This is a genomic window from Larkinella arboricola, from assembly GCF_003259745.1.
Taxonomy (GTDB): Bacteria; Bacteroidota; Bacteroidia; order Cytophagales; family Spirosomataceae; genus Larkinella; species Larkinella arboricola.
The window spans coordinates 51,260-67,000 of the sequence record NZ_QLMC01000006.1; the positions used below are offsets into that span (position 1 = coordinate 51,260).

Genomic DNA, 15,741 nt, shown 5'->3' on the forward strand with positions numbered 1-15,741 from the left:
AGGTAGAGCTTGTTGCCATCCAGTTGCAGACCGTTGGTGGCATGGTTCTCCTCCGAGCGGGGCAGCCCCCGGACCAGGTCCACTTTCTGCCAGCCGGTGGGGGTTTTGGTCAGCTTGGAGACGATGCCCGAGTTGGTGTCCAGGTTCAGATCCCCTTCGGGTCCGCCGATGCGGCTGTCGCTGGAGCTGACGTAGAGGATGGGGTTGGTGGCGGTGCCGGTGACCAGCAGACCGGTGACCTGCCGGGAGGTCACCAAGGGAGCCAGGGAGCCATCGTCGTTGTGGTTGGGGATGGTGTTGATGAGGCCGATGGTTTCCTGGCTGGCGATGGAGTAGTCATTGGGGGCGTTTTTGACGATGGTCAGCACCTTGATCAGGCCGTTCTGCTGGGCCACATAGAGTTTGCCGTCGGGACCGAATTGCAGGGAGGTGGGATTTTTCAGACCGGCGGAGACGGCTAATCGGCCATTGGGGTTGTCCTTCAACAGGCTTGACGTGAAATTAAAGGCGGCATGCTTTAATTGCTCTTTGGACGGCTTTCCGTTACGAGCTTTTTTGATCAGCTTATGCTGTCCCTTAAACTTATTTTTATCAGGTCCTTTCTTCTGACTCCAGGCGTCTGATCCGTTTAAACAGCAAAGAAGTACTATCCAAATACAGATACACTGCATCTGCAAAGCAAAGCGAGTAGACATAAACTCCATGAATTTTAAGCTAGTGTAGGGTGAAAAAGAAACAGTTTTAATAATGTATAGAGCGCGGGGTATTTTGATTCATTTGGCCCTTGATTCAGCCAAACCGTTCTTACAGGCTAAGTGATTCGGTTAAGATTTTAATCCTTAAGCCCATAATTGCATTGCTCAAATGGCTGATAAAATGATGATCATTTTATCACTTTTCAGATAGGGGTATTCAACTATTGGTTTAAAAAACGTACTAATTTAAAATTATATCTAATCGTTACAAGATACCATTTCCTGATCGATTTATTCTTTATATATATTTAGTAAATATACATCGACAAATGCATTATAAGGGCTAAGGTACGCCCCATTTTAACCAGTATTGAGGTTTTCGTTCCGTATGTCCATCGTCGCCAGAGCCATTCCATCGGTCCCATTCGGAAGCGGTCAAGCCCTGAATAGCACAGTAAGCAAAACCGGGTGCTCCGCCATTGATATAAATCTGGTCATTCCCGGAGCTGCTGGTGTTGTTCCAAAAAGTATAATTGTAAAATACCGGCTTTATACCGTTTGTTATAACCCCTCCGCCACCAAAAAGGGCAAAATTGGAGACAAACGTACAATTGGTGATGATTGGTCTGAGTTCTGAATAGGCTATCTGATTAAATAAGAAGTAGGAGTCCCCATTTAAAGATAGAGATTTATTCTATACTATGCTCTGGAATTGAATCTTTGGGCCATAAGCAAGCAATTTTCGGGAGAAATAGTGATACCAGAAACTCGCCCGCACACAATGACTCCGCAGGACCGGCTGCCCGTGGCTCTAAACCCGTCGGAATCGCGTGAGTTTATAATCATGGCCTCCCCATTAGTGGACCGGAATGAAGTCATACTGCTGCTGAATGTGGACCATCCAGGCTTGATCAATAGGTGTACCGATGGGGAACGCCTGCCCTAACTCCTCGAAGTAAGCCTGGAAATTGCCCGGCGTGTCGATTTCCATCATGCGGGCTCTTTCCGGGCCTGGATTGGAAAATTGATGAACAATTCCGGCCGGAATATACACGGAGGTTCCGGCTGTCGCTTCAACGGTCTTGCCATCAAGTACAATCCTTACCAACCCTTCGATCACATAAAAGGTGTGGTAGTAACCCAATGCGCATGGGGCGGTGGACCCGGAAAGCCCGCGGATAAATCATGTTCAACGACACAGTAAAGACCACCCGTATCGGTATTGTTCACTAAAAAGGTGTTCTTACAGTCGCCAATGTGAATGCTTCGGCCCGTCTGAGCCGAGGTAATGGTAGCTCTGGAAGGTATCATACAAATGTCAGGATAGTAATCCTTTTAACCTGCTTGGTGGTCTTTCTATTTCGGAGGTTCTGTTCAGTGGGTCGCGTTTCCACCTAGTAATTAGCCATTTCGCCTTCTAGGGCCATTCTAGAACGTGCCTGAGAAAAGGAGCGAAAAAGCCATCTTCGTCAGTAAGGGGTTTTCCTTCATAAAGGCCTTGATAACAACCAGTTTGAAAGATTCAATATCGAAGTTAGTGTTGACGTTAGTCTGATACTGAAAATAAGGTGTTTTCTTTTTTATTCACCCTTGACACCGTTTAGTGAGCAGTTTTTTGCGTCCAATATCTTATATAAACCGCGACCCCTATTTAGGTTTATACTGGTGCTGATAACACGACTTATCCCATACTGATGAATATTGGTATATCGATTATTAATCTAGCTATCAAAAGCTTCTATATATTAATCTGCCTTTTTTATTTAGTTCCACGGCATTGCTGAGAAATTCCGAGGACCATTCCGGAGAGCTATACTACGTAAGGAAAGCATCACAATTGACTTATAATAAATAAAATTATTTATTAGTATTAACGGGTAGATACTTTTTATCAACTCCTCCCCTACTCTAACACTTATATGGAATATAACCGTGATGGTCAACGGATTATAAGAACAAGGCGGGTTACTGGCTAACCCATCCATTCTACATACATCAATTTCATAACCCTAATAGCTTTTATGGAAGATATGTAATTGTACGCAAAACGTTCAACAGAGTAAGCTTCCTGCTCCTTTTTCAGCTTATTTTGTATAGCTTTTGATAATTCATTTTTTACCTGGACACACTTTATGGCTAACAAGTCTGTTTCCTCCTCCCCGACTACACTGAAACTGCCTAAAGCAGGGAAAAGTCATTCGGCTCAACCTGAAGTGTCCCCTCCTGTCAAAAAAGCAAAATCCATGCGGGGCCGTCCTCCCAAACTAACCTTTGAAAAAGCTGCTTACGCGCATGTTGTGTTGCCCGAACACGTTATGCAGTCTTTGGACCTCACGCATTTTGAAATGGAATCGATACCCAATGCACCAGTACCAGCCATTACGGCTGTAGATGGCTCTTCAAGTGACAATATCCAACGAACAGAACTTGCTGCCAAACTTAATGAAATTAAGATCGTACCAGCCGCTTATGCGTATTATTGGCAACTTGTATTTTCGGCGAGCTTCTATCGGTTACGCAATAAAGCCACCCAGGATAATCCATCGGCTGAATCATCTGACCCTGGTCGCTCTTTTTCGGTTCGACAGGTTGCTCAGGCCGCTGGACTCGAATACCACAACTTAAAGAACTTGTTTACGGGCCGGGGAACGTTGCGCCATTTGCACGATTACCAGCTATTCCTTTACAGCCAGGGGATTGAATTTGCCCAGTTGCAATTTAATGCCCAGCTTATTGACAAAGCGTATTTTTATTTGATTTGTCTGCGTCAACCCGATATTAGCAAGGAGATCGTAACGCAGCTGTTTTTTTAGAGTCATACCAATACGCTCTGATTCAGCCAAGGCCTATGTTTTCACTTCTGCTACGCTCCTTTCTGCGTTCAAACCCTTATTTTATCCATTAACTGGCTTAAAACAGGCCATCAGCATGCTTAATCCCTCAAAATAAGCGAATGAACGCAGTTCGATAAGGAATTGAACGCAAATCACTCAGCATAATATTTAATTTTATTTATTTTATATGAGACGTATCTTTTTATTAGAATGTGCCAACGTACAAAATTATTTTGCTTATCAACAGCCACTCTCTGTTTGTTGTTTTTATTACTTAACAGTTTATAAAGTTAATATTTAAGGGCCTCGCAACGCTTTGATTTTTAGTGTGTTACAGCCATATAGATAAGGAATTGAACGCAGAACGATAAGTGATTGAACGCAGTTCGGTAAGCAATTGGACGCAAATGGATAAGAGATTGAACGCAGAAAAGTAAGCGATTGAACGCAAATAGATAAGGAATTGAACGCGGCTATTGAAGGAGCAAGTCATTGAGCAGACAACAAAATTCTATTAAAAGGCTGATAATTTTAGTAAACTCCTTATTATCAATATTTTGTGCAGATATTGTATAAGTGATTGAACGCGGTTCGATAAGGAATTGAACGCAGAAAAGTAAGCGATTGAACGCGAAACGAGATGAAATCCGTAAAACTTTTTGATTCGAACAATAAGATGATAGCTTTTTCTCTTATATTCGCTTACTAAGGCTTCAAGATTGCGAACCATATGGCCAAAAAGCAGGCACTCGATTCCCTAGTTCAAACGAAGAAAGAAGCCGATCAGCGGTATACCATCCGGCTGCGGGCGGGTAAATATGGTTTATTAGAGGCCATCTCTAAGTTTGATTTACACGAGTTCCGGTTATTTGGGACGATGCTGACCATGATTCAGCCAACCGATAGCGAATTCAGTTCAACCGTCATTAACGTGGGTGATGTCGTTAAGCTATTCGCCCTAAGCCGCGGGGCCCGTAATTACGATGATATCCGCACGGCGGCCCTACGCCTACAGAAAAAGTTTTTAGAAGTCTACGAAGAAATCGAGGGCATTCCGTATAAAACAACCGTACCCCTGCTGGATCAATCCAGTGAGCCGCTTAATGCCCGTGATCGTAACCACATTCGGGTAAAGTTTCATGCCAAGCTCAAACCGTATCTACTTGAACTCAAACGGGAATATTTAACAGCGGATCTGCGTAATGTAGTTGGCATTCAGAGCATCTATACCATCCAGATGTACGCGGTCCTGAAAAACCAGTACAATCTGGGCAACAAAATGCCCAAGTACTCGCTGGTGCGGCTGCGGGAGATTTTAAGTATTTCGCCCGAGTTTTACGTAAAATACGGTAGTTTTAAGCAGCAGATTATCATGCGGGCGATCAGGGACATTAATACGTACACGGATCTGGAGGTAAAAGAGCTAATCGAAACCAAGCAGAAGCGTCAGATTACGTCTTTAACGTTTAGTCTGGAAGCCAAAACCGTGGTACGCTGGCAGGCCCTGCCCAAACCCACTCCCGGTCAGATCGAGCTGGAGTTTGCCCATGCCGAAGTGGTTGATGAACCAACGCCCAGGCCGGTAGCTGTAAGTGCTGAAGAAGTCGCCCGACAGGCATTGGTCGATGAGCTGTTTGGCCTGGTGGAGCGCTTTGAGATTAGCCGCCGTACCGTTGATGAATGGGTGCAATATCTGCCAGAAAATCAGATTCGATTGGGTATTGAGCATGTGTTGAGCGAAATTCGTAATGGTGTTAAAATCAAGAAAAGCATTGCATCCTACATTGTCGCTATGGTGCATTCTACCCGGCTCAGCGATGAGACGGCCAACCGCGACAGGCTAAAAGCGGAGCGGCAGGCAGAAAAACAACGTCTGGTCCAGCAGCAGCTAACGTTTGATAAAAATGCAGCGGCCAAAGCGACACTACTGGAGCAGTACGAAAATGACCGTAGGGCCGTTCTACTGGCCTCATTTCGTAAATCGGCTGACCTTTACCAGCAGTATCTGACGCATTTGAAAGCCGGGCAGGAGAAGCCGGGCCTGGGCACCACCATGAGCGGTATTGTTGCCAGTCAACTGGTTAGCGCCATGAACGGTGAACATACCAAAGAAGCCTTTTTACAGGCCCTGATGGGGGCGGGGTACGGGCTGGTGTATTCGGATGTCATGCACTGGTTCGAACAGCATTTTCCCCAGGCGCTCTCCCCTGTTCGGGATAAGTATGCTGCCGTCGCCCAAAGTCTGGGTATCACGATTCATTAAGTGAAAGCCAGCTTAGGCTAAGCTATTTATATGTAATTATTAAATTATGGCATATCCAATTACGGTTGCCGTCACCAACAATAAAGGCGGCACCGGTAAAACAACTACTACGCTAAACCTGGGGGCTGCTCTGGCTAAGCAGGGATTTCGTGTCCTGCTGGTGGATCTGGACGCTCAGTGTAATCTGGGTCTGGCAGCGGGCTGTCGGCAGGCGCCCCATCATGTGGGTGAGTTGCTGCTGGGCGAAGCCAGTTGGGAAGAGACGCTGGTAAAAGGCCAGAACATCGATTTACTTCCTTCGAGCCGGTTGCTGCTGAGCTATGAACACCAACTGAACATGGAACCCGACAGCGGCTATCTACTGCGGGAGCAGCTCGAAGGACGCCCTTATGACTACGTTATTATTGACTGCCCGCCCAGTCTGGGAGCCTTAACGTTTGGTGCATTGGGTGCGGCCAACTGGTTTATTGTGCCCATGCAGGGCGAAAATTTTGCTTACGTAGGTCTTGATGAGATTCTACAGTGCGTCCTTAAGGTGCGTCGTCGGCTTAATCCCGGCCTACAGTTAGCGGGCATCTTAATGAACAAATTCGATCTGCGCACTAAATTTGGTCAGTCGGTCTACTCCAAATTAACGGATCATCCTACAGTTCGTTTGTTTACTAATTCGGTTCGGCAGGATGTTTCTCTGATGGAATGTACGGCCTTTGGCCAGAGCATTTTCGAGTATGCACCTACCTCAAGGGGTGCTCAGGACTTTATCAGTGTTTGCCAGGAGTTTTTACAAGTAACCGCTACGGCCCCTATCCCCTCATGAAAAAAGGTAAGTCTTTTGATAACCTGCTGACGGATTTGCACAGTGAACCCCTACCGGACGCGGCCCTGCCCGCTCTTTCACTGCAATCGGAAGGTGTCAGCGAACTTTCCTCCATAAGTGCCGCCGAAGCCCATCAACTGGCCCAATATGAACGCATTATTGAAGAAGGGCTGACCACCTTTCTATCGGTAGGTAATGCTTTAATGGCAATTCGCCAGGAGAAGCTTTACCGGGCTACCCACCGCACGTTTGAAGCTTACTGCCGGGAGCGCTTCGGATTAAAGCGTCAGCGCGCTTATGAGCTGATTGGTGCCGCTGAAGTGGTGAATAGTCTGGCCGAAAGCGATAGTGGAACTATAATGTCGGAAATTTCCGACAAAAGTGTGCACTATGTTTTACCCGAACGTGAGTCGCACGCCAGCGTTCTGGCCGATCTCTCTCCAGCCGAGCGCCGAACGGTCTGGCAACAGGTGATTGAAAAAGCGGACGTACTGGAAAAGCCTATCACAGCCAGTCTGATTAAAGAAACCAAAAAGCAGTTGGCTCGTCCGTCAGCCGTTCCGTCGCGGAAGAAAAGTAAGGAAGTCCAGAAAACGGAGATGATTCGACGGATTCGAAAAGCGGCAGCCGATCAGGACGCTCCGGATGTACGGGTGGAAATACAGGGGAGCTGGTTACTTCGCCACGGATTGGCCGAGATCTGGAGCACCCTGCGAGGAAGGCCCGATTGGGTCATTACCGAAACATTTACGGATTCTGTTACATGGTTGGAAGCCCGTCAGCTGGGTTTACTTTCTTCCAAATAATCGGTTCGTGGGGGATCAATACCATAAGTTGTGGAGCATTCTACATTAAGCAGATAACGGGATAAGGCAGCAAAGAAAGAATTTTACGTTTCTGACTCCTCAAAACCGGCTTCTAAATTTGACATTGAAGAAGTCAGCCGAAGCCTTAGTACTCCTTTTGGCTATTGCCCCCACCCTATTTATTATTAATCCGGATCAAACTAGCTAACACTTTTTAAGTGTCCTTTTTCTCTACTGGTAAGCAATGCCTCTCCTAACATAATCGGTTTCGATCAGACTTCCAGGCCGTCATTCGTCAGGCATTGAATCTTCAGGACTATGCCCCAGGGGAATGTACCGCACTTGTTTTTTATAATTTGAACGAGAGCCTAAAGGATGTGCTTCCCTTCATCGTAAAGTCATACGTTCCGTCCAGTTGCTTGGCGAGTATATCAATTAATTGCAGACCGAAAGAAGACCTTCGAAGGGAATGGGTAAAACCAGGACCGTTATCTACCACTTGTAAACAAACCACAGCATTCTTCTGGTAACACGTTATGGTTAAGGAAGCATTTGGGTGATCCGTGAAAGCGTACTTGCAGGCATTGGTAGTCAGTTCATTAAGAATCAATCCCAATGGCACAGCTTTATCAACGTGCAGCCAAAACGGAGAAAGTGTATACTGAGCAATACGCGGGTCAAAGCCATACACCTGCAATACGCCATTGACAATATCCGGGATGAAAGCCGTCACATCAACCTCAATTAACTTATTTCCATTGTAAAGCTGCCGGTGCAGCATCGCGATGGCTTGTACGCGCAGTTGACTTTCTTCAACGGCCAGCCTCGCACCCGGATCGGACAGGCGCTTGGCCTGAAGGCTTAATAAGCTCGATATGACTTGCAGGTTATTTTTAACCCGGTGATTTTGTTCCTTTACCAATTCCGCATTCTGGCGGCTGATCCGCTGGTTTTTTCGGTTATAATAAAAAAATACAGAACACATCATTGCCGTTAGTGTGGCCAATAAAAAAGCGGCTATGCTGATCTGGCGTTGGGATCGGAGTTTTTCCCTGCTTAAGGCAATCTGGTGTTGTTGGGTTTTTAACTGCGCTTCTTTCTGGTCAATCCTGTACACTAAACCAAGACGTGAAATGGCGCCATCTCGGTCTTGTTTAAGCGCTTTCGTTTGGATTTCATGTGCCTTTTCCAAATGCAGGATCGCTTGTTTGGAACGGCCTGTCTGTTGGTAGAGCCTGGCATAGGCGGTTTCCAGATCGCCAAGCAGGTGATAATGAGCCAGGTGCTGCGTGTAAAAAGTATGTTTGGCCTGCGCCAAAAACCGGCCGGCTTTTTGGTTTTGTCCGGTCGCTATGTAGGCATGCGCCAGGGATATTTGAACGCCAACCACACTATGATAAATCTTGTTCGTCGTGAAGAACGCTAAGGCGCTTTGCAAATAGGGGATGGAGCGCTTAGGGTCTCTTCTCAGCCAGGCGCCACCAACCGCTACATAAATCATGGATAACTCCTTTAAGTCATTCTGCTTTAGAGCAATTTGTTCAGCCAACTTATGGTAATAGAACGTACTGTCCAGCGAGAGAAAAAAGGATTTATTTTTTAACGTTATTTTCGAGGCCGTGTCTAAAGAATGTACGCCGGCCAGCATGCTGTAGGCTCCCATCAGACCGTGTTCGGATTGAATAGCCTGAAATGTTGTCAGGGCACGATGGGCGTATACGTAGGCCTCCTGATAACGGCTTGAGGCCATGCAATTGCCACTAAGTTGAACATAAAGCTTGCCTAGTTCGTTGGAAGGTCCGGCGCCTTCCCGGATGCGCAGCGATTGAATCGCCCACTTTTCAGAAGTTACAAGGTCACCTAAGGTTTTATAGCGCTTACTGAGTAAATAGCAGGCTTCACTTAAGAGCGTGGAATCGTGTTTTGCAACGGCTTCTCGATAAAGTTGCTGAGCTTCTTTTAATTTTTCGTACTCCTGAACATACGGCCTTGGCTGACTGGCTGAATAACTCGTCATCTCTGCGGTAGACAAAGGTACGTTCTGCCCACAAACAGGGAATCCCGACAGGGTAAACCCAAGGGCCAGGCTCAGCCAGAACCTGGAAGGTGTAAAAGGAAATGAAATCATTAGAGGTAGCCAACAACCGTAAGCAAAATAAAAAAATGCTGGATTAATCAAAACATTTATTCGGCTCCGGCGGCCCACACAGCCTGAAATACTCACCAGCCTATAGTATACACGTTTTCCTCGCTTGGATTTCGCCAGACTTTTAATTGACTAAATAAGGTATTCGGCAAGCGCCCTATTCACCAGGCGGTTATAGTCCCGCAAGTGGCTTTTCATCGGGATTGCCGGGCACTTCAGTTATCAATCGCTTTAGGTAATCACCCCGTTAACTCTTCCCCGCCCCCAACCATAAGATTACCTTTTAAGAAACGCTCTTCCTGAATCTATGAATGAGTGTTCCGAAAGGGGTGATCGGCTGCAGTAGAAGACTTTTTTTAAACTTACTAGCCAAAACTTTTACGGATTTGTTAACCTATAAAAACGGAATGTTCGTACAACGGATGCATTCTTGTGGATTATCGTGTATGTTGCCCGCCGAAAGGGACAGATTGGATTTATAAGCTCTTAGGGCTTGTAGCCGCAGCGACGGCTCCGGTGACCATCGACCATTCAAAACATATTCTAAAGACTGTTCGCGTAATAAATCTATGACCGTAGTAGCGGAAGTTCGGGGTGCCAGCAAGGAATACAAAACCGGCGATACCACTATTGTTGCCTTACAACCTACCAACGCTGAATTTAAAGAAAAAGAACTCACCTTGATTATCGGTCCATCCGGCTCCGGGAAAACAACCTTATTATCCCTGATTGGCTGTGTTATTTACCCTTCTTCGGGCGAGGTATACATCAATGGACAAGCCATCACCACGCTTTCTGAAAAAGAACTGGCTAAAATCCGGCTTCAGAACATTGGCTTCGTTTTTCAGAGTTTTAACCTGCTGGCCCCTTTACCCGCTCTCGATAATGTGATGCACCCGATGCTGCTGATGGGGATTAGCCGGAACGAAGCGCGCCAACGGGCCGAAACGGCTTTGGAAAAAGTGGGCATGACCGACCGAATGTACAACCTGCCCAAAATGCTGAGTGGCGGCCAACAGCAACGGGTGGCGATTGCCCGTGCGCTGGTGACCAATCCCCGAATCATTCTTTGTGACGAACCGACGGCTTCACTGGATGTGAAGAGTGTTAGTGTGGTGATGGCTGAACTCAAACAACTGGCGGAGAGCGGAAAATCTGTCACGGTCGTCACCCACGACCTGCGCTTAAAGCAGTACGCCGACCGGATTATCTATGTGAATGATGGGGTCGCCAGTGATACGCCTTCCGAAGATGAAGAATTCGTAAAATAATTCGCTAACTACCTTATGAGAAGTAACGCCTTCGTTTACCTGAGTTTTTGTCTGGCCATCCTGTTTGGTTGTAATTCCGGTGACCAAAAGAAAGCAGCCAAAGACGGGGTAGACAGCACCCAGATTTTCTCCCCCGATAAAGTGCGCGAAGTGACCGGAACCGGGAAAGTAGAACCCGAAAATGGCATCGTGGCCCTGGCGGCAACGTCGGCGGGCGTTGTCGTAAAGCAATTCAAATCAAGGGGCGACTCCGTGCGGAAAGGCGAGCCCATCTTACAACTGGATCAGGTGCTGGAACAGTCCCGTTTTGAGCAGTCAACCAGCCAGCTAGCCACGCAGCGATCGGAAATCGAGATGGCCAGGGAAGCGGCCCGCGAAGCCGAAGTAACCTACCGATACAACCAGGAGCAACTGGCTACGGCCCGAAACCTGCTGCAAAAAAACGCCGAAACGCAGCAGAACGTCGATGACCTGGAGCAAACCTTGAAAAAATCGGAAATAGAGCTGGCAAACAGACAGGTAGCCATCCGGCGGGCCCAGCAGCGTCTCCGAGAAATCCAGAAACAGGGCCAGGTCAGTAAGGAAGAAAAAAACCTGAAAATGCTCCGGGCGCCGGAAGATGGAGTGATTCTGGATTTGTTTCCAACCGTCGGAAGCGCCATCAAACAGTACGAAACGTACGCTGATTTTGCGGCTAAAGGCCCCGTTGTGGTTCGGGCCGAAGTGGATGAATTATTCGCGAATAAGATAAAAACCGGCCAAAAAGCCGTCATCCGGCTCGTGGGCCGTACCGATACCCTTGCGACCGGAACTATCCAGTTTGTGTCGCCCTATCTGAAAAAGAAATCCCTGTTTCAGGAGCAGGCCAGCGATCTGGAAGACCGCCGGGTGCGGGAAATCAGGGTAACAATCGATCAAAGCGACCGGTTGTTACTGAACACCAAAGTAGAGTGTATCATTAGCCTGTAATCTATGCTGCGAACGGCGTATCAATTCATGAAATTTGATAAATCCAAGAGCATTGGAATTATCATCGGCATCGTCATCAGCATCTTTCTGATTGGACAGCAGGTGGGCATTCTTTCCTTCCTGACGGGTCTGATGGGCGGGTTGGTGTCGAGCAGCCGGCAGGATCTGGGCGAGATATGGGTGGTGGACAACATCACCAGCAACGCGAATGAACTGGCCCAACTGGACGAACGGCTCGTTCGGGAAATCCGAAGCATCGACGGTGTGCAGGAAACCTACGCGGTGGTCGTGGCGTCAGGCTCGATCAAGTTCGTCGATGGGAAAACCGCCATTGTTAGCCTCATTGGCAGCGAAGCCCCCAACTTTGTGGCTGGTCCCCGCCCCGATCTGGTCATGGACGGCAAGATCAGCAGTCTGCTCGACGAGGGGGCGGTTTCCGCCGAGTTTTTTGATGAGAGCACGTTCAACAACAGCGTCGCACCGGGCACTTCGGTGGAGATCAACGGGAAGAGTGCGATTATTAAAGTACGCACAAAAAATGCCCGCGGTTTTGGCGGTTCTTTTTTCTACACCACCCTGTCCAAAGCACGGTATTATGGCGGTTTTCCGGCCAATAAAATATCCTGCGTGGCCGTGAAGGTGAAACCGGGTTTCAGCAAAGAACAGGTGATCGCAAACATTGATAACACGATTGTCGGGGTGAAAGCCTGGGATAGTACGGACTTGAAAAACACCACCGTTCGCTTCATTACGATCACCTCCAACATCGGCACCAGCATTGGTTCACTAGTTGTCTTTGCCATCATCAGCGGCTTTTTCATCATTGGCCTGACCCTCTATTCCGCAGCGTTGGATCGGTTAAAGGACTACGGAACCCTCAAGGCGATTGGCGCGACCAACGGGTATGTCACCAAACTGATTTTAATGCAATCGTTCCTGTTTGCCATTATGGGATTTGTGATTGCCATGCTGCTGTTAGTTGGTTTTCAGAAAGGCGTGGCCGGTGCCGGGCTTATCCTAAACTTTCCGCCGATTTTCGTACTGGGACTTTTTCTGGTTACGCTCTTTATTTCGATGGGCGGTTCGCTGTTTGCCATTCGCAAAATCAACAGCGTGGAGCCCGCTTCGGTATTCAGATAAAAACAGCTATGAATGGATTGAAAAAATATACTGCCCTTTTTCTGCTTTGTTTGATCAGCGTCGGCCTATATGCGCAAACCCCGCTGTCGCTGGACAGTTGTGTAAAGGTCGCTCTTAAAAACCGGGCAAGTATTAAAGCGTTGTCGCAGGATCAACTCCTGGCGGCTTTGAAAACCGCTGATCTGAGGGCCAAGTACTGGCCGCAGGTGTCGCTGAATTACAATTATCGGTATAATCCCATTATTCAAACCTCCATTGTGCCGGTCGGCCAGTTTTTTCAGCCAGCAACTGATGAAGTGCGGGCAATTCGCTTCGGGACCCCCTGGCAACAAAACGCCGGGGCAACGGTTTACCAACCGCTCTGGGATGCGTCGATTGCCAGCCAGGTGGCGGAAAGCAAAATTCAGGACCGGCTGAAACAGCTTGACCGCGAAAATGCCGAAAACGAACTGCGCTATGAGGTCGTGAAAACCTACGCCAACATCTGGCTAAATCAAACCCGGATTACTGATAGTGCCCTGGATACCCTGCGTAGTTTCCAGTCGGTTCAACTCATGAAGGCACGTCTGGAGGAAGGCCGATTGCTCAAGACCGAGTACAACAAAGCCAGGGTCAATCATAATCACGCCCTGGAAAACTATCAGTTGGCGGTTACGGAGTTTGTCAAACAAATCGTCTACCTGAGCTACCTGACCACCTTGCCCGTTGACCAGTTATTGCGGGCGAATTACCAATCCGAATCCCTGGTTTCGTTACTCAGGGAAGCCGACAAAACGGAGCTGAACCCGCAGCGAATCAGCGCCATTAATCAATTGCAGGGCCAGAATGAGCTGGTACAGCAGCAACTCATTGGTGAACGTCGAAAAAATAAGCCGACGGTCGGAGTCGAAGGTTTTTTCGGGGCCAATCAGTTTGCCAATACATTCAATCCCGTGGCAAAAGATAGCTGGTATCTGGCCTCTTATGTCGGGCTGTCGGTGAAATGGAATCTGCTGGCGGGCGAGAATCGGGCAAATCATTTACAACAACTGGGCATTCAGGCAACTTCCCTATCCCTGCAAGCAGAAGAACAGGAACAACTGGTGCGAAAAGACCTGCTTGAACTGGATGAAACCATACGTACGCAACAGCAGCAACTGATTCCTGTTGAGGAAAACATCGTGCTTTTCAAGGAAAGTCTGCAAATCTACCAGGAACGTTTCAACGCGGGCAAACTGGAAGCCAACGACCTCAACTCAATGGAAATAGACCTCCAAAAAGAAATCCTTAAACAGCAGGACACCAAAATTCAGCTGTTACAAAACCAGTTGAAACGGTTGTTTACGTCCGGAAATCTGGCGCTGGTCATCCAGTAGAGGTCCGTTAAACAGGCATCAAACCGGACCGACTCGGTATGGAAAATACTTCCTGCTCCGAATTCATACGTGAAAGAGTATCACCAGTGGCCTGTAAGAATCAGCGCGGTAACATGGGAAACAAACGCTTGATGTCTTCCGGGCTAGGCTGTCTGCCGTACTCGCAAATTTCGAAGACTTCCACCGATTTAATCGTTGCTGCCTTTTGTTGACCATACCATTTTTCGAGGGATGCCTTAATTTCTGGTGTCACGGAAGAACGTCTTTCCATAGCGGTCAGCAACCACTTTTTTCGCTCCACGGGGTCTTTGGGTACGTTCGTCAAATCCTGTCGGGTCCAGGGCAGCCACTCATAGAACTGGGACGTGTGCGCATCCAGACCCTCCACCTTTTTTGCCAGTGTTTCGGTGATATCAATGGCAATGTCGGGCCGGAACGGATTGGGTCGCTGAAAACCGTCGCGGAAATAGAGAAAAACCGGATTTTTGGTCAGCGGGGGCACACTACTTAGAATATTGGGTACAATGACCAGATAGGCCGCATCCTGCACCACGATGCCCGTGTTTCGGTGGTCCGGATGATAATCATTGGTTCTGGGAGCGATCACCAGATCCGCCTTCCATTCCCGGATTTTGCGAATGACCGCCAGACGGTTTTCCAGGGTGGGCATGAGTTCACCGTCATGGTTGTCGAGCACGTCATAGGTAATGCCCAGCCGTTTGGCCACTTCCTGCGTTTCTTTGTATCTTCTTTTGGCCAGTTCGCCCCCGCCAATGTCCTGATGCCCAGCGTCACCGTTGGTCATTGAGACAAATTTCACCTGGTGACCCATGGAGGCATATATAGAGGCCACTCCGCCTGCGCCCAAATCACAATCGTCCGGATGGGCGCCAAAAACGATCACGCGCAGTGGCTCGCCCGGCCTTTGTGCCCATGTAAAGGTCATTCTCAGGCTTAAGGCCAGCAGCAGGATAAGTCGCATCGTCATTCGATTGTGCATAGTGTAAACAGGTTAATGGGTTTTATTGGGGCGTTCCTATTTCGATTCGGATCAGACGGTTTTTGACCTGTAAATCCGCCCGTTCGAAAAACGCGATTTTAACCGAATTTTAAAACAATTTGGAGGAAGACTTTAGGATGAAAAGAATAAATAGGGGAGGAGCCAGGCCCATCAACCGAAAATAGGAATAGATGAGGACAGTTTATCCCGTCGAAGTGGTGTTTATCCGGTATCTGGAAAAACCGTGTACAGAATGCGAATGGTTTTCTGCCGACCAGCCCAACCGGGCGTTCTGGCTTTGTAGACGCCTGGTATGAGATTACTCACGAATTTGCCTGAAGCAGCCCTAGCAGCTTGGGAAGATCAATGGGTTTGACCAGGTGGGCATTGAAGCCCGCTTTCAGAGCCCGCTCTTTGTCGCCTTCCTGCCCATAGCCGGTGATGG

At 48.0% G+C, this 15,741-nt stretch carries 13 protein-coding genes; 8 read left to right on the forward strand and 5 right to left on the reverse strand.

Annotated elements, in window-relative coordinates; genetic code table 11:
- The 3 genes from LX87_RS29000 to LX87_RS22455 all read right to left on the reverse strand — a co-directional run.
- Nucleotides 1–485 (reverse strand): PQQ-dependent sugar dehydrogenase family protein (locus LX87_RS29000; protein WP_211325355.1); only part of this gene is annotated, 485 nt, incomplete at its 3' end.
- A 518-nt stretch (nt 486–1,003) separates the two neighbouring features.
- Complete coding sequence (locus LX87_RS29400; protein WP_111630550.1) at nt 1,004–1,150, reverse strand: DUF418 domain-containing protein; 147 nt, start codon at nt 1,148–1,150, stop codon at nt 1,004–1,006.
- Between the two features lie 401 nt (nt 1,151–1,551).
- Entirely contained in the window at nt 1,552–1,875 is a 324-nt protein-coding gene (locus LX87_RS22455; RefSeq protein ID WP_111630551.1) for a cupin domain-containing protein, read from the reverse strand.
- 952 nt (nt 1,876–2,827) lie between these two features.
- Between LX87_RS22455 and LX87_RS22460 the strand changes: the two genes are divergently transcribed.
- From LX87_RS22460 to LX87_RS22475, 4 genes are all read left to right on the forward strand, one after another.
- Nucleotides 2,828–3,508: a hypothetical protein gene (locus tag LX87_RS22460; protein ID WP_146624535.1), complete on the forward strand. Its 681-nt coding sequence runs from the start codon at nt 2,828–2,830 to the stop codon at nt 3,506–3,508.
- Between the two features lie 751 nt (nt 3,509–4,259).
- Nucleotides 4,260–5,792 carry a replication initiation protein gene (locus LX87_RS22465; RefSeq protein ID WP_111630553.1) on the forward strand — a complete coding sequence of 511 codons (1,533 nt, stop codon included), beginning with the start codon at nt 4,260–4,262 and terminating at the stop codon, nt 5,790–5,792.
- Nucleotides 5,793–5,838: 46 nt separating this feature from the next.
- Nucleotides 5,839–6,609 (forward strand): ParA family protein, encoded by a 771-nt coding sequence (locus LX87_RS22470; RefSeq protein ID WP_111630554.1) that lies wholly within the window; start codon nt 5,839–5,841, stop codon nt 6,607–6,609.
- Complete coding sequence (locus LX87_RS22475) at nt 6,606–7,415, forward strand: hypothetical protein (protein ID WP_111630555.1); 810 nt, start codon at nt 6,606–6,608, stop codon at nt 7,413–7,415. The genes LX87_RS22470 and LX87_RS22475 overlap by 4 nt, the downstream gene beginning before the upstream one ends.
- Before the next feature lie 349 nt (nt 7,416–7,764).
- Here LX87_RS22475 and LX87_RS22480 read toward each other — a convergent pair whose 3' ends face one another.
- On the reverse strand, nt 7,765–9,543 hold the full coding sequence (locus LX87_RS22480; protein WP_111630556.1) for a tetratricopeptide repeat-containing sensor histidine kinase: 1,779 nt from the start codon (nt 9,541–9,543) through the stop codon (nt 7,765–7,767).
- Between the two features lie 587 nt (nt 9,544–10,130).
- On the opposite strand from LX87_RS22480, the gene LX87_RS22485 reads away from it, so the two are divergent.
- Genes LX87_RS22485 through LX87_RS22500 form a run of 4 tightly spaced genes read left to right on the forward strand, consistent with a single transcriptional unit; the run spans nt 10,131 to nt 14,296 of the window.
- Nucleotides 10,131–10,832: an ABC transporter ATP-binding protein gene (locus LX87_RS22485; RefSeq protein ID WP_111630557.1), complete on the forward strand. Its 702-nt coding sequence runs from the start codon at nt 10,131–10,133 to the stop codon at nt 10,830–10,832.
- Nucleotides 10,833–10,847: 15 nt separating this feature from the next.
- Nucleotides 10,848–11,801 (forward strand): HlyD family secretion protein, encoded by a 954-nt coding sequence (locus LX87_RS22490; RefSeq protein ID WP_111630558.1) that lies wholly within the window; start codon nt 10,848–10,850, stop codon nt 11,799–11,801.
- Nucleotides 11,802–11,828: 27 nt separating this feature from the next.
- Nucleotides 11,829–12,941: an ABC transporter permease gene (locus LX87_RS22495; protein ID WP_229310777.1), complete on the forward strand. Its 1,113-nt coding sequence runs from the start codon at nt 11,829–11,831 to the stop codon at nt 12,939–12,941.
- 17 nt (nt 12,942–12,958) lie between these two features.
- Nucleotides 12,959–14,296 (forward strand): TolC family protein, encoded by a 1,338-nt coding sequence (locus LX87_RS22500; protein ID WP_170139426.1) that lies wholly within the window; start codon nt 12,959–12,961, stop codon nt 14,294–14,296.
- A 100-nt stretch (nt 14,297–14,396) separates the two neighbouring features.
- Here LX87_RS22500 and LX87_RS22505 read toward each other — a convergent pair whose 3' ends face one another.
- Nucleotides 14,397–15,296, reverse strand: a complete 900-nt coding sequence (locus tag LX87_RS22505) for a PIG-L deacetylase family protein (RefSeq protein ID WP_229310778.1) — start codon at nt 15,294–15,296, stop codon at nt 14,397–14,399.
- Nucleotides 15,297–15,741: the final 445 nt, after the last annotated feature.

Excerpts from the sequence above, each read along its gene's own strand:
- LX87_RS22460 (WP_146624535.1), top strand. The coding sequence starts at position 2,828 with ATGGCTAACAAGTCTGTTTCCTCCTCCCCGACTACACTGAAACTGCCT.
- LX87_RS22465 (WP_111630553.1), top strand. The coding sequence starts at position 4,260 with ATGGCCAAAAAGCAGGCACTCGATTCCCTAGTTCAAACGAAGAAAGAA.
- LX87_RS22470 (WP_111630554.1), top strand. The coding sequence starts at position 5,839 with ATGGCATATCCAATTACGGTTGCCGTCACCAACAATAAAGGCGGCACC.
- LX87_RS22475 (WP_111630555.1), top strand. The coding sequence starts at position 6,606 with ATGAAAAAAGGTAAGTCTTTTGATAACCTGCTGACGGATTTGCACAGT.
- LX87_RS22480 (WP_111630556.1), bottom strand. The coding sequence starts at position 9,543 with ATGATTTCATTTCCTTTTACACCTTCCAGGTTCTGGCTGAGCCTGGCC.
- LX87_RS22485 (WP_111630557.1), top strand. The coding sequence starts at position 10,131 with ATGACCGTAGTAGCGGAAGTTCGGGGTGCCAGCAAGGAATACAAAACC.
- LX87_RS22490 (WP_111630558.1), top strand. The coding sequence starts at position 10,848 with ATGAGAAGTAACGCCTTCGTTTACCTGAGTTTTTGTCTGGCCATCCTG.
- LX87_RS22495 (WP_229310777.1), top strand. The coding sequence starts at position 11,829 with ATGAAATTTGATAAATCCAAGAGCATTGGAATTATCATCGGCATCGTC.
- LX87_RS22505 (WP_229310778.1), bottom strand. The coding sequence starts at position 15,296 with ATGCACAATCGAATGACGATGCGACTTATCCTGCTGCTGGCCTTAAGC.